At 48.8% G+C, this 14031-nt stretch carries 16 protein-coding genes; 11 read left to right on the forward strand and 5 right to left on the reverse strand.

Annotated elements, in window-relative coordinates; translation table 11 throughout:
• Positions 1-313: 313 nt before the first annotated feature.
• Together ABEQ74_RS17020 and ABEQ74_RS17025 are read left to right on the forward strand one after the other, a co-directional pair.
• Positions 314-1363: a 2,3-butanediol dehydrogenase gene (locus ABEQ74_RS17020; protein ID WP_430123305.1), complete on the forward strand. Its 1050-nt coding sequence runs from the start codon at positions 314-316 to the stop codon at positions 1361-1363.
• Positions 1364-1495: 132 nt separating this feature from the next.
• Positions 1496-2014, forward strand: coding sequence for an FtsX-like permease family protein (locus tag ABEQ74_RS17025; RefSeq protein ID WP_430123306.1), 519 nt, complete (start codon positions 1496-1498; stop codon positions 2012-2014).
• Between the two features lie 140 nt (positions 2015-2154).
• Here ABEQ74_RS17025 and ABEQ74_RS17030 read toward each other — a convergent pair whose 3' ends face one another.
• Both ABEQ74_RS17030 and ABEQ74_RS17035 read right to left on the reverse strand, forming a co-directional pair.
• Positions 2155-3159, reverse strand: a complete 1005-nt coding sequence (locus ABEQ74_RS17030; protein WP_430123602.1) for a FecCD family ABC transporter permease — start codon at positions 3157-3159, stop codon at positions 2155-2157.
• A 2-nt stretch (positions 3160-3161) separates the two neighbouring features.
• Positions 3162-4202, reverse strand: coding sequence for a FecCD family ABC transporter permease (locus tag ABEQ74_RS17035; RefSeq protein ID WP_430123307.1), 1041 nt, complete (start codon positions 4200-4202; stop codon positions 3162-3164).
• 152 nt (positions 4203-4354) lie between these two features.
• Between ABEQ74_RS17035 and ABEQ74_RS17040 the strand changes: the two genes are divergently transcribed.
• The 4 genes from ABEQ74_RS17040 to ABEQ74_RS17055 all read left to right on the forward strand — a co-directional run bounded on the left by ABEQ74_RS17040 (position 4355) and on the right by ABEQ74_RS17055 (position 6711).
• Positions 4355-5371: an iron-hydroxamate ABC transporter substrate-binding protein gene (locus tag ABEQ74_RS17040; RefSeq protein ID WP_430123308.1), complete on the forward strand. Its 1017-nt coding sequence runs from the start codon at positions 4355-4357 to the stop codon at positions 5369-5371.
• A 166-nt stretch (positions 5372-5537) separates the two neighbouring features.
• Complete coding sequence (locus tag ABEQ74_RS17045) at positions 5538-5960, forward strand: RNA polymerase sigma factor (RefSeq protein ID WP_430123309.1); 423 nt, start codon at positions 5538-5540, stop codon at positions 5958-5960.
• A gap of 39 nt (positions 5961-5999) precedes the next feature.
• Complete coding sequence (locus ABEQ74_RS17050) at positions 6000-6239, forward strand: hypothetical protein (protein WP_430123310.1); 240 nt, start codon at positions 6000-6002, stop codon at positions 6237-6239.
• A gap of 97 nt (positions 6240-6336) precedes the next feature.
• Complete coding sequence (locus ABEQ74_RS17055; RefSeq protein WP_430123311.1) at positions 6337-6711, forward strand: VOC family protein; 375 nt, start codon at positions 6337-6339, stop codon at positions 6709-6711.
• A gap of 158 nt (positions 6712-6869) precedes the next feature.
• On the opposite strand, the gene ABEQ74_RS17060 is transcribed toward ABEQ74_RS17055, so the two are convergent.
• Positions 6870-7013: a hypothetical protein gene (locus ABEQ74_RS17060; protein WP_009595787.1), complete on the reverse strand. Its 144-nt coding sequence runs from the start codon at positions 7011-7013 to the stop codon at positions 6870-6872.
• Between the two features lie 297 nt (positions 7014-7310).
• Here ABEQ74_RS17060 and ABEQ74_RS17065 point away from each other — a divergent pair, with 297 nt between their 5' ends.
• Positions 7311-8075 carry an exodeoxyribonuclease III gene (locus ABEQ74_RS17065; protein ID WP_430123312.1) on the forward strand — a complete coding sequence of 255 codons (765 nt, stop codon included), beginning with the start codon at positions 7311-7313 and terminating at the stop codon, positions 8073-8075.
• Between the two features lie 102 nt (positions 8076-8177).
• Here ABEQ74_RS17065 and ABEQ74_RS17070 read toward each other — a convergent pair whose 3' ends face one another.
• Positions 8178-9077, reverse strand: a complete 900-nt coding sequence (locus ABEQ74_RS17070) for a LysR family transcriptional regulator (protein ID WP_430123313.1) — start codon at positions 9075-9077, stop codon at positions 8178-8180.
• Positions 9078-9227: 150 nt separating this feature from the next.
• Between ABEQ74_RS17070 and ABEQ74_RS17075 the strand changes: the two genes are divergently transcribed.
• The 3 genes from ABEQ74_RS17075 to ABEQ74_RS17085 all read left to right on the forward strand — a co-directional run bounded on the left by ABEQ74_RS17075 (position 9228) and on the right by ABEQ74_RS17085 (position 12103).
• Entirely contained in the window at positions 9228-9977 is a 750-nt protein-coding gene (locus ABEQ74_RS17075) for an SDR family NAD(P)-dependent oxidoreductase (RefSeq protein WP_430123314.1), read from the forward strand.
• 226 nt (positions 9978-10203) lie between these two features.
• The gene (fabV, locus tag ABEQ74_RS17080; protein WP_430123315.1) at positions 10204-11394 is read left to right on the forward strand and encodes an enoyl-ACP reductase FabV; all 1191 of its coding nucleotides are present in this window, start codon (positions 10204-10206) and stop codon (positions 11392-11394) included.
• A 214-nt stretch (positions 11395-11608) separates the two neighbouring features.
• Entirely contained in the window at positions 11609-12103 is a 495-nt protein-coding gene (locus ABEQ74_RS17085) for a GyrI-like domain-containing protein (protein WP_430123316.1), read from the forward strand.
• A 94-nt stretch (positions 12104-12197) separates the two neighbouring features.
• Here ABEQ74_RS17085 and ABEQ74_RS17090 read toward each other — a convergent pair whose 3' ends face one another.
• Positions 12198-13055: an AraC family transcriptional regulator gene (locus tag ABEQ74_RS17090; protein ID WP_430123317.1), complete on the reverse strand. Its 858-nt coding sequence runs from the start codon at positions 13053-13055 to the stop codon at positions 12198-12200.
• A gap of 210 nt (positions 13056-13265) precedes the next feature.
• Here ABEQ74_RS17090 and ABEQ74_RS17095 point away from each other — a divergent pair, with 210 nt between their 5' ends.
• The gene (locus ABEQ74_RS17095) at positions 13266-14027 is read left to right on the forward strand and encodes an SDR family NAD(P)-dependent oxidoreductase (RefSeq protein WP_430123318.1); all 762 of its coding nucleotides are present in this window, start codon (positions 13266-13268) and stop codon (positions 14025-14027) included.
• Positions 14028-14031 lie beyond the last annotated feature (4 nt).

A 14031-nucleotide genomic window follows, 5' to 3' on the forward strand; every position in this document is an offset into this window, starting at 1 on the left:
TTCTAATCCGGAAACGTTTCCTGTTATTGTTGTGGTGGAGATAAGGAATCGCACAATATCTATATTATAACATTATGGGGGTTCTTAAATCATGGAAATGTATTATGAAAAATCGGAGTATAATCATAGATAGACGGGTAATGTGCAGCCTTATCAAGAAAAGTCTGGGACAATGCAGTGACGAGTTAAGCGGGTCATCTCGAAAATTCTTGACGGTTGAGTTTGACAGATTGTCAGAAATGTGACATATTTGATTTCGGAAACGTTTCCTATTTCATTGTATTTTTTTCTAACATATAAGGAGATGAAGACGATGCAAGCATTACGCTGGCATGGAGTAAAGGATTTGCGTTTGGAAACCATCGCAGAGCCGCAAGCAACGAGTGGAAAAGTGAAAATCAAGGTGGAATGGTGCGGAATTTGTGGCAGTGATCTCCATGAATACGTGGCAGGCCCCATATTTATACCTGAGAATACCCCTCACACCCTTACTGGAGAACAGGCTCCGGTGGTAATGGGCCATGAATTTTCCGGCCAGGTGGTAGAGGTTGGCGAAGGCGTCACGAAATTCAAGGCTGGTGACCGCGTGGTTGTTGAGCCAGTATTTGCATGCGGAAAATGCGCAGCTTGTAGACAAGGAAAATACAATCTGTGCGACGAAATGGGCTTCCTCGGCCTTGCCGGCGGTGGCGGCGGTTTCTCCGAATACGTAGCCGCAGATGAGCATATGGTTCATAAAATCCCGGAAAGCGTCTCCTATGAACAAGGAGCTTTGGTCGAGCCTTCGGCAGTCGCTTTGTATGCCGTGCGCCAGAGCCAGTTGAAGGCTGGGGATCGGGCGGTCGTATTCGGCGCGGGGCCAATCGGTCTGCTTGTCATCGAAGCATTGAAGGCGGCAGGGGCGTCCGAGATTTACGCCGTGGAGCTGTCTGCTGAGCGTAAACAAAAGGCTGAAGAATTGGGTGCCATCGTCATTGATCCTAAGGCTTACGATGTGGTTGAGGAACTTCATCGCCGTACCGGCGGCGGGATAGATGTCGCATTTGAAGTGACGGGTGTTCCACCTGTGCTGAATCAAGCGATCAATTCCACCAAGATCGGCGGACAGATTATGATTGTCAGCATATTTGAAACCTCCGCTCCGATCGTACCGAATGATGTCGTGATGAAGGAACGCAATATTACCGGAATCATCGGGTATCGCGATGTGTTCCCGGCTGTAATCAGCTTGATGGAAAAAGGGTTCTTCCCGGCTGATAAGCTGGTAACTCAGCGGATTCAACTGGATGAAGTTATTGACAGGGGCTTTGAGGCCCTGCTCAAAGAGAAGAACCAGGTGAAGATTCTAGTGAAAGCTCATTAATACTGTTGCTGCTGAGTACGCAGCATAGGAAAGACCGCGTAAGGGAGTGTTGACAAAATCGAATTGAATAGGTTTTCTGAATGGCCGTGTAGAATTAGTATCTACGCGGTCTTTTCATTGGAGGGAAATGTTATGATGGGTATAGATGGAAACAAACAAAATCAATTGATGTATATAAACCTAGATGATCTCGTGCCTCAAGACCATTTGTTACGGGATATTCGACAAAAAATCGACTTCACCTTTATTTATGACACGCGGGTATGGTCCTTTTTCCTAAGTGCTATCATTGTGATTATGCTAAGTGTTACCATCGGCGTATTTAATTCCCTGATTAACAACATCTATAGCAAGCGTAAAGAATTTGCGGTATTACGGGCCATTTCCGTGGATAAAAAGGGTCTTGTTCAGATCATTCTAACGCAGGTGCTGCTGTACCTATGTATCGGAATGTTTGTAGGGGTCACGCTAGGGATTACTCTGGTATATGCTTTTAGATTGATTGACCCGTCACCTATCCATATTCATCCTACTTTCGTAACCACGATCATAGGAATCATGCTTGCGCTGGCGCTTGCCGTATTTATTCCATATGCAAGCAGCCTCGCGAATAAAAAGGTTGCGTCCGAGCTGAATCATAGCCACGTATAGCGGTTGTACCAGCAATTGGCTGGGAGTAGGTCACACAGGCAATATAATAATCAAGCTCAGACGCATTATACAAAAGAACGGCGATTTCCTCCTGTATGTACCGGGAGGCAATCGCCGTCTTTTTATTATAGCCGTTCAACTTAATCCTTGATCAGTAAATATATAAAGTAGGGTGCTCCGAGGCAGGAGACGACCAATCCAACCGGGATCTCGGAAGGAGCCATCAGGTTCTTGCCGATCATATCAGCCACAAGCAGTACAAGAGAGCCGAGAAGTGCAGAGACAGGCAGCATTCCCTGATGACGGGGTCCCACCAGTTTTCGGGCCAGATGCGGGGCAACAAGTCCCAGGAACGCGATGCCGCCGCCAACGGCCACGCAGGCACCTGCCAGGGCAACGGAGATGAACAGGAGCGTTCTTCGCTCGCGCTCCACCATAACCCCAAGCCCAGTTGCCGTATGGTCTCCCAGGTTGAGCACATTCAAATTTTGCGATTTATATACCGCCCAGGGAACCAGCAGAAGGATCCACGGAAGGATCGCATAGACATACTCCCAGCTTGCTCCCCAGATGCTTCCGGACAACCAGATGGTAGCCTGCATAAAATTGTTAGGGTCCATCATGAGCTGAAATACGATAATGAGCGCTGCAAAAGCGGCGTTGATTCCGATCCCTACGAGAACCAGCCGGATAGGCGTCACGCCTTGCTTCCAGGCAAGCGTATAAATCAGGAATGCAGCAAGAAAGGCACCGAATAGCGCGGCAAATGGCATGATGTAGACCGACCATATGCCGGAACTGAATGAGCTGCCTTGAAAATAAAAGATATACAGCACAACCGCCAGTCCTGCTCCGGAGTTAATGCCGAGAATGCCGGGGTCTGCAAGCGCGTTTCGCGAAACGCTTTGCAGAATGGCGCCTGATACGGCGATGCCGGCACCGATCAGTATCGCGATAACCATGCGGGGTAACCGAAAGTGCACGAGCACGGTATAGTTCTGCTCAGTTCCTGTCCCGTTGAAAGCTTTTATTACCTCATCGAGCGGGATTTTCATGGTTCCCATATTCAAGCTAACCAAGAACACGGCTGCAATAGCCAGCAATAGGATCATCGAGACGGACATGACTTTTCTTCTCGTATTCATCATTACAGCCCTCTCCCTTCGCGTCGTGCAAGGTAGAGGAAGAAGGGAACACCGATGATTGCAGTAATGGCACCGACAGGCGTCTCAAACGGAGGGTTGATCATTCGCGCCGCCACATCGGCAAACACCAGCAGAAGTGCTCCCATAACGGCAGAGCAAGGGATGATCAGCCGATAGTCGGGGCCAACGATGAACCGAACGATATGCGGAATGACCAGCCCTACGAACCCGATCGTTCCTCCCACAGCGACAGCTGCCCCTGTCAGCAGTAACACAACGAGCGTGCCGAGAAACTTCACGGTTCCCGTTTTTTGGCCAAGTCCGGTAGCTACTTCTTCGCCAAGGCTCATGACGGTAATGGATCTGCTGAGTGCGAGTGCAATGAGCAGCCCAACGATGGCGACAGGGATCAGAAGCTGCACGTTCACCCACTGCACGCCCGACACGCCTCCGGCATACCAGAAGCTGATATCTTTGGCAACGTTAAAGCGGATGGCAATGGCTGAGGAAATCGAGCTCAGGAGCGCGGTAACGGCAGAACCGGCCAGCGCCAGCTTGACAGGTGTCAGTCCCCGCTTCGATAACGAGCCGATCATCAGCACCAGTCCGGCACCGAGACCCGCACCTGTGAATGAGAGCAGCATGAGTGTGGTGTTGGATGCAGATTCCATAAAGGCTAATCCGATCGACATCATGAAGGTAGCTCCGGCAGTGACTCCCATAATGGAAGGGGAGGCGAGCGCATTTCTGGTCATGCCCTGCATGATGGCTCCCGATACGGCCAGGGAACCGCCGATTAACGCAGCTGCCAAGGCCCTCGGCATGCGCAGTCTCTGAATAATCTGGTGCGAGGTGGAATCGGCATCGAAACGAGCAAACGCCTCCCATATGGTGAACAATTTGATGTTCGATGCACCGTAGATAATCGAGGATGCCATAGCGGCAGCCAGTAGACCAAGCCCCAGCAGAATGACGGCCACGGCTGTTTTGGGCCGGTAAATGGATTTTGCGGTTGTGTTTTTAATGGGATGATTTGCGTTCATGTTCACCTAAACCTTTAAATTGATAAAAAATAAAAATGACGTATTGTAATTGAGAATGAATTTCATTATCATGATAAATGTTATTATATCACTTGATCAGCAGAATGCTAGTGATTCGAATCAGAAAATATACATAGGGGGAAATGAACATAATGAATCATTTCAAGAAAAAAATATGGATTGTCGCAGGGTTGCTGGTTGCCTTGACGCTGCTTGCGGCTTGCGGAAATAGCAAAGACGCAGCTGGGAACGAACCAACGGAGGCGCAAACGCCAAGCGAGCAGAACGGCGGCGCCGAAGCAAAGCCGGGGGAAGGAAGCACGGAAGCCAAGACAGAACATACGTTGACAGACGCGATGGGCCATGAGGTGAAAATTCCGGCCGAGCCGAAACGGGTGATTGCTTCTTACTTGGAGGATAACCTGGTGGCGTTGGGCATTACCCCAATCGCGCAGTGGTCGGTCAAAGGTGGAAGCGTCCAGGATTATCTCCAGGACGCCTTGAAGGACGTGCCTACGATTGAGTATGATCTTCCCTTTGAAGCGGTAGCCAGCTTCCAGCCGGATCTATTGATCATGGACTCGGCTTCCATGGTAGAAGGCAACAAGTATAGCCAATACGAGAAGATTGCTCCAACCTACGTCATTGGCAACGAGGTCAATAACGATTGGCGCGAAGAGCTGAAGAAAGTCGGAGAAATCTTTGGTATGGAGAAGGAAGCGCAAGCAGCCCTTGATAAATACGAGCAGAAGGCAAAAGAAGCTAAGGAGCAAATCCAGCAAGCGATCGGCGGCGAATCCGCTGCAGCGATTTGGCTTGTCGGCGGTAAATTGTTTGTTGTCAGCGAGACGCTGTCCAGCGGTGCGGTCATGTATGGTGATCTCGGCCTGACCGTACCAAGCGTAGTGAAGGAAATCTCGGCATCGGCTACGGGCAACTGGTCCTCCATTTCCCTGGAAAAATTAGCCGAGCTCGACGCGGATCATCTGTTCTTTATTAATAGCGACGGCGAAGGAGCCGAAGTGCTTCAGGATCCGCTCTGGGCGAATATTCCGGCCGTCAAGAACGGCAACATCTATGAATATGGAAAAGATACAAGCTGGCTCTATACCGGCACGATTGCCAACAGCCAGATCATAGATGATGTACTGGAGAGCTTGGTGAAATAAACGCTATCAGATTGAACGTGCAGCCGTCTTCCCGGTATTGATCGGAGAGGCGGCTGTTTTGTTTGAATAATTTAACCCGCATCCTGCGGATTGGGATATTGAACTTGGCATTTAAGCAGGAAAGCATCAGCGCCCAGAGAACTAATTAGCGAGGTGATTGACGGCTATGCCAGAATACACGCTGGATGTATCCGGTCTGCGGACCAGACTGCACAAATATTGCCTGCATGTGGCCAGGGACCCTTGGGAAGCGGAGGATCTTCTGCAGGAGACGATGATCAAAGTGATGCGGGCGGTTGAAACAGAGCCGGAAAGGCCGTTATCAAGTGCCTATTTATATCGTATAGCGAGTAACGCTTGGAAAGATCGATGGAAGAGGGATAAGTTCAATCGGAGTGTTTCCGAGGATGTGCTGCGGGACAGATCCGGCGAGGATGGCGGCTTATCGACCAGGGAGCTTCTGGAGACATTAGCGGATCGGTTATCCTCAAGGGCCATGGTTATTTTGCTGCTGATGGACGTTTTTGATTTCACGGCCAGGGAAACGGCTGAATTTCTCTCTATGTCTGAAGGGACTGCACAGGTGTAGCTTGGACGTGCGCGGGCAAGGCTGAAGAAACTGCATCAGTTGCAACAGGCAGGCATTGAATCTAAGCCGCAAGAGAGAACCCGGGAGGGAACAGCCGCTGGGCTGGATATGGACGCGCTTGTGGACGCTTTCCGGAGAAGAGATCCCAAAGCTATATGTGCTTCATACCTTCAATTGACGAAGCTGCGGTTCAGAATCAGCGAATTGAGGCGGGTTCGCGGCATCCTTGTATTTTATATGGAGGATCCGGACGGCAATGTGTGGCTGATTACAGAGTGAGGATATTTTTTCAGAACTTTGTTTGGTTTTTGCACGAAATATCGTTTCTTATGTGTTGGAACACAACCAAACTTTAGTATAGGGAGGAGGATGGAGATTGACCAAACCCCCATTGTACGGCGTAGGAATTTTTGTACCGGTGAGTGAATTGAAGCGTTCAACGGAATGGTATACCGAGATGCTGGGCCTCGAAATTATTCACAAGGATGAACCCGATGCTATCGTCATGAGAATGAACGACGAGAAAGTGACCTTCTGTCTAGTACGGTCCTATGAGGTGAAGCAACCGGTTTTCCCTAAAAACGACTATGGTGTAGGCCAGTACTTCAATATCCACACCACGGATGTTGGCGGGATGCATCGGCAGTTGAAAGCCAAGGGAGCAAATGTGGGCGATATTGAAGACTTTGATGGAATTCAAGGCTTCTCACTGACGGATCCGGACGGCAACCGGTATGGCGTGACGTCGTAGCGAACCCAAGGACAGCGGTATTGGAATAGACAAGAAGATGTCACTCTTATAAAAAGAGCAGGATATCGCAATAGCAAAAAACACCCGTTACATTGCTTAGCAAGGATGGGTGTTTTTGCTGTTTAATTGTTTATGGAATGCGCATCGGCGATAACCCGCTATTCCTGATCTCGACAGTGCTCCTCGGCCGCCGAAGTAAACTCTTCCTCATTCTCGGAAGCAAGCTTGTCGCCGTATTGGTCCAAACGTTCAGGACTGCTGGAAGGACCGTCGTTTTTAGGTTTGCTGTTTCTGCCTGTCATGCTGTACTCCTCCTTATGTGGGGTTCTCATCGATTGCGGGCGTACGAATGATCGCAGTTCGCGAACGTTTATGTTGTTCCTGATTTGAAGCGGGATTATGCACGTAACCACAACTTCGCTTGGATGTTTTGCACAACGACACTTGTGCCTTCAGTTTCATGTGTTGTTGATGAAGTTATGGTGACAGCGCCCGAAGCTGCTTGTTTGTTCCGGCCGTGACGTGATAACATAATAGAATTTAGAAGATTCATAGATTCAAAACGCTTAAACGATATGGATATCACGGAGGTTGCGTAAATGAAGCTAGTGTCATGGAACGTCAACGGATTGCGGGCCTGTGTAACGAAGGGCTTTATGGATTATTTTCAACAGGCGGATGCCGATATATTTTGCGTGCAGGAGACGAAACTGCAGGCCGGGCAAATTGAACTAGATTTGGGTCCGGACTATCAACAATATTGGAACTATGCAGAGAAGAAGGGATATTCGGGTACGGCAGTATTTACGAGAATTACCCCCTTGTCCGTACGCTATGGGTTGGAAGAAGACAGCGAGCCTGAGGGCAGAGTGATCATACTGGAGTTTGAAGATTTTTATCTGGTGAACGTATATACACCGAATGCGAAGCGTGACCTGAGCAGACTGGATTATCGGCTGGAGTGGGAGGAGAGGTTCCGTACTTATTTGCTACAGCTTGACGAATCAAAGCCTGTGATTGTATGCGGCGACTTGAATGTGGCACATCAGGAGATTGACTTGAAAAATGCCAAGTCCAATCATGGCAATTCCGGTTTCACCCAGGAAGAACGGGGCAAAATGACCGACCTGCTGGCAGCTGGCTTTATCGATTCCTTCCGTTATTTCTACCCGGATCGCACCGACGTGTACAGCTGGTGGTCGTATATGGCCAAGGTAAGAGAGCGGAATATCGGCTGGCGCATCGATTATTTTCTGACGTCTGCACGTTTAGGCGAGAAGCTAAAGGACGCGGAAATCGACTGTCATGTTATGGGCAGTGATCATTGTCCGGTGAGCTTAACGTTAAGCGAGTCATTACGATAGTACTGATTTCTATAAAAAGCCAACCAGAAGAGCAGGGAGCGGATAGCGGCCGCATCCCTACTTGTTGGTTGGCTTTTGTGCTTGGTAGCAAGGGTCGCGCGTTTATCCAATCTGATGCTTCAGCCTGTCCAGAAAGATCGATGCCGGCTTCGACAGGTGATGGGTTCCGAGCTGTACCCATCCGAAAGAAGAGGCAGTATGGCCTACGGGCATCTCCAGCTCCAGTGTTACGATATTTCCCGACGGTACCGGAGAAAAGCTGGAGAAGGACAAATCGACCCCCACTGTAAGTGCCACATTCTCTTCAACGATCTTTTGGATAACCCTCGTCTGGTTGGTTGAGAAGAGAACATCCATTTCTCCGTATTGCTCTTCGAATGCATCCATCAGCTTTAACAGACTGTCATCCTTGTAGAGAACCAACGGATGTTTACGCAGTTCTTCGGGCGTAATCGATTGCCGCATGGCAAGTGGCGATTGACGGCTCACACCCACTACGAAATTGCTCTCCAGCAGCTTGCCGAAATGAAGACCGCGATGCTGCTGAATGATGGAATCATCAACAAATATCAGACCGATATCTGCATGGTTCTGCTTGATATCCTCAATAATATCAAGTGTCGGTTTTTCCGTGATTTCGAGTTTGATATGGGGGAAGTCCTTCTTGAATTGGATAATGGCATCGATAGACAGCGTTAAGGGTACTGGGACCGTAGCAATCCGCAAAGATCCGCCCAGCAGGTTGGAATATCCTTCAGCTTCTGATTTCAGATCCTGAAATTGTTCCAAGATGGTATAGGCCTTCTGGAGAATTCGCTGGCCTTCCGCTGTGGGTGTGGCACCAAGCCGCGAGCGGGTGAACAAAGAAAAACCGAACTCGGCTTCCAGGCTGGAGACGGCTTGGCTGACGGCGGAAAGGGTAACGTTGCAATTCTGAGCAGCTTTGGTTAATGAACCTGTCTTGGCCGTCTCCACGATATATTCCAATTGTTCAAGATTCATATGATCTCTTCCTTATACTTTAATTTAAGTTAAGTAATATTAATTAGGTTTAAATTTACTTAAATATAACGCAGCGTTACAATGAACACAAGGACATGGACACACAATGTTCAAATAATAAAGCTATTTTACCCAAGGAGGTCATTGATAATGTCAGAACAACGTGTTGCGGTAATTACCGGAGGAGCGAGCGGGATCGGTCGTCAGGTCTCCCTTAAATTTGCAAGAAAAGGCGATCGTGTCGTCGTTGCCGATTTTAATGAGACAGCTGGTCAAGAGACGGTGGAGATGATCAAAAAAGAAGGCGGCGAAGCCACTTTCGTTCAAGTCGATGTGTCCAAACAAGAAAGCGTAGAGGCGCTTGTGGATAAAGCGGTTGAGCTTTACGGTCGGATCGATGTCATGCACAACAATGCAGGTATTGGCGGAGCCGGACCTGTTCTCGAACAAAATATGGATCTCTACCATCGCACAATAAACGTGAATCAGCACGGGGTAGCTTATGGTATCATTGCAGCAGGCAGAAAGATGAAAGAGCTTGGTATTCATGGTGTTATCATCAATACGGCATCCGTATTCGGATTCCTGGCTTCACCCGGAACGTTTGCTTATCATGCTACAAAAGGCGCTGTTATCATGATGAGCAAATCAGCAGCACTCGAACTGGCACCATACGGCATTCGCGTCGTTGCTGTTGCTCCTGGAGCAGTAGATACACCGATTATCCAAGGCTATAAAGATTCCGGAATGCTGGATTCCATGAGAGCCAAAGTCATGGGCGGAGAATTGACACAGCCAGAAGTTGTGGCGGATACCGTGTATCTCGTGTCTCTGGATGAAGCAGCAGCGATCACAGGCAGCGTAGTCATGGCTGACCAAGGGTACGCTTCGTTTAAATAAGTTTTCACGGACATATAAAAGATCACCACTGTACGAATAACTATCACAGGACCTCTCCTTTTGAATTGATGCTGACTTCTGTTCTCATCGTTCGAAAAGAGAGGTTTTCTTGTTTTTCTGTCAAATGATTTCCTCTCTTCACAAAAAACAGTTAAAATAGAAGGGAACTTGGAAAAGCATACATACAGTATGAAGCGATGAACCACAAGAAGAGAGGTATATAAATATGATTATTAAACCTAGAACACGAGGATTTATTTGCACCACCTCCCATCCTGTAGGCTGCGAAGCCCAAGTACGGGAACAGATTGATTATGTATTGAAGCAACCTGGTATCGAGGGACCGCGCAACGTACTGGTCATCGGTGCTTCTACAGGATACGGCTTGTCAGCCCGAATTGCTGCCGCATTTGGCGCACGTGCGAATACGGTGGGAGTGTATCGTCCCAGCCAGGCAACCGAGAAGCGGACAGCTTCGGCAGGCTGGTATAACTCAGTCGCTTTCGAGAAGGCAGCAGAAGCCGCCGGCTTGAAATCGTTTAGTGTGACGGGAGATGCCTTCACGCAAGAGACCAAAGCCAAAACGGTTGAACTGATCCGTAAAGAACTGGGCCAGGTTGATCTTGTTGTATATAGTGTAGCCTCGGCACGCCGTACGCTGCCTGAAACGGGCGAAACCGTCAGCTCTGTGCTGAAACCAATCGGACCAGCTTACACTAATAAAACGGTTAACTTTCATACTGGTGAAGTGACAGAGGTCACGATTGAGCCGGCAACCGAAGAGGAAGTGAAGAACACGGTTGAGGTTATGGGCGGCGATGATTGGGAATTGTGGATGAATGAACTGGCGCAAGGCGGTGTATTGACGGACAATGTGACGACGATTGCATTCTCCTATATTGGCTCCGAGATTACCAAAGCCATCTACAGAGATGGATCGATTGGGCAAGCCAAGGATCATCTGGAGGCTACTGCGCTGAAATTGAACGAGAGACTCGCTGCTGGAGGCGGACGGGCTTATGTGACCGTCAGCAAGGCGCTTGTGACCCAGTCCAGCTCGGCGATTCCGGTTGTACCACTCTACGTATCAGCCTTGTACAAGGTCATGAAGGAAAAGGGGCTCCATGAGGGCTGTATTGAGCAGATCTACCGTCTCTTCTCCGATCGTCTCTACAGCGGCCAAGAAACGCCGGTGGATGAGAAAGGCCGAATCCGTATCGACGATTGGGAGCTGCGCGAGGATGTGCAAGCTGAAGTGGCCGATTTGTGGAGCAAGGTTACGAGTGAGAATATTGAGGAACTGACTGACCTTGCCGGTTACCGCCGCGAGTTCTTCCAGCTGTTCGGCTTTGAAACCGACGGCGTGGATTATGATGCGGATGTGAATCCTGTGGTCGACAATCCGAAAGCTATCTAAATAAGCACAAGCGAGCCCAATGATGTCCGGGCTCGCTTTTTTTATAATTATCATTCGAACGCATAGTCAGCTGCTTTACTTAGGAACCTTTCCAAAAATCACTGTTTCTTTGGAACGCACTACTTTCGTTGGGATTTTTTATACTGTTACAGTTTCTGGCATAATCCAAGTATATAATGAAATCAAATATATTTAAGAGGAGGAGCCTTTAAGGATGACAATCGATCAACGAAATGAAGCGACACTAACGAGGAAGGAAGCTTTTCAGGCGGTCGGATTGAGGTGGGAAGGGACTTTTGCCGAGGCGGGTGCCGGAGGTATACGTGCGGTGCATCGAAGACTGCAAGAGCGGCTTGGGGAGATACCTTATGCCATACATACCGACACGATGCTGGGCCTATCTTACCATGCGGTTCCGGGTGGAGACGGATTTATCCATTACGCGGTCGTAGAGGTGGAACGGATTATCGATCGAGTTCCTGACGGAATGGTTACCATATCCGTTCCGGATTTAACCTATGCCGCTTGTTCTCACCGTAAAGAGCAGAGCATCGATCAGTCGTATAACAATATCTATGCTTGGATCAAAGAACAAGGTTATTCGGAATATAACCCGGATCATTTAACGCATTTTGAAAAATACCCGATGAGCCAGGACCCCTATGCGGACGACCCCGAATTCACGATCATGATTCCCGTACGGGTTTGAGAACGGAGTGCTCACCGCCAGTATCTGATAAAAGGACAACATCATGATCATATTGGCGGTGAGCGTAATATAATCCATCGTTCCAGCAAAATTTTTATGAAGCTTTTCTTACTACAGGAATCCATAATTCGTTCTTAAATTCGTCTGGTGGCAGATAGCATTCGATTGCAGGAATAGAAGCGAGATTATAGGATTGGGAAGGGATCCACTCGGTATACAGCCTCTTCCAAATCTCCGCCATCCTGTTTTGGTCACCTGCCACTTCGAATACAGCCCATGTAGCAGCCGGGAAATGGCATTGTATCATCGGTTCCGAAGGCGAATCTCGGGATACAACGGACATAATGTAATCAAAGGTCTCGTTCTTCCCATAATCACCATCCGAACATACACCCAGAATGCCCCGGATAGGATGATTTTCTACACGGTGATTCCATAGCTTCTCGAAGATGCTCTCCTCGTGGGCTTCTTTCCAGATGCGGGGAATATCCTCATAGGCTTGCTGTGTACGAACTTGCTTCTTGAAACCGACAACGGAAAATCCCTCTAATTCTTCGATTCTGTAATTCATTTCAGCAGCTCCTCGTATTGAAAATTGAAAGGAGATTCGTGGATAGTCCTTCAGTTTCGTGCCTGCCTGGCGGGCGGCCGTTGGCGTTGTTCCATGCATGTTCTGAAATGCACGTGTGAATGCCTCCGGGGAATCATAACCATATTGGAGTGCAAGGTCGACCACTTTGATCTCGCTGTTCTGCAAATCATAAGCTGCTAGTGTCAGACGGCGTCTTCGTATGTATTCCGAGAGAGAGACATCTGTAATGTACGGAAACATGCGTTGAAAATGATACACGGAGCAGCAAGCGATCCGGGCAGCTTCGGCGTAATCAATCTCCTCCGTTATATGCGCTTCAATATAGCTAATGGCTTCATTCATCCGCTGTACCCAATCCATCCGGTCATCATCCTTTCTAAGATCACTATAATAGAAGTGGGGCAGGATTAGCCTAGCCATGGTTGCACGGTTATTGCTAGCCTATTCTAGTCCCAAGGCAACGAATCCTCCTCATCGTCATGAAGAAAAACTGGTAAGGATTGCCGTATATAAGTCCTCATGCTTTAATGGAACTACATATACGAATTTAAGATGATGGAGGTATTACATATGCAGCCTAATTTCAGCATACAGGATAAAATAGCGATCGTGACAGGTGCAAGCAAGGGTATCGGTTATGGTCTAGCCCAGGCGCTTGCGGCGGCAGGCGCCAAGGTCGCCGTTATGGCACGAAGTGTTGCAGCGTTGGATCAGTTAGTGGAGGAGATTTCCCAATCAGGAGGCCAAGCAAGGGCTTATGAGCTGGATGTACGCAATGTGGAGCAGATCCGGTCCGTATTTGATCAAGTTGCTGAGGATTTTGGCCAAATTGATATTGTCGTCAACAACGCCGGCGTGGGAGATGGAATGCTGGCTGAAGACATTACGGAAGAGTACTGGGACGAGATGCTGGATGTAAACTTGAAGGGCGTATTCTTCTGCTGTCAGGCTGCCGGCCGCATCATGCTGAAACAGGGATATGGAAAAATCATTAATGTCAGCTCACAGGTGAGTGTTGTAGGCATTACCGAAGGTGCTGCATATTGCGCTTCCAAAGGCGGCGTAAACCAGCTCACGAAGGTGCTGGCGCTGGAGTGGTCCAGTCGCGGCGTGAATATTAACGCCGTCGGCCCTACCTTTATCCATACGCCGGGAACTGCAGAGAGACTGGATTCTCCGGATTTTCGGGATGGCGTACTCGCCCGGATTCCGGCGGGGCGGATCGGAACTATTGGTGATGTAGCGGGAGCAGTCATATATTTAGCTTCCCCGGCATCTGACCTTGTGACAGGTACTTTATTGCTTGTGGATGGCGGTTGGACGGCCCAATAAAGCG

This window comes from Paenibacillus solani, from assembly GCF_050475945.1.
GTDB classification, from domain to species: Bacteria; Bacillota; Bacilli; order Paenibacillales; family Paenibacillaceae; genus Paenibacillus_AQ; species Paenibacillus_AQ solani_A.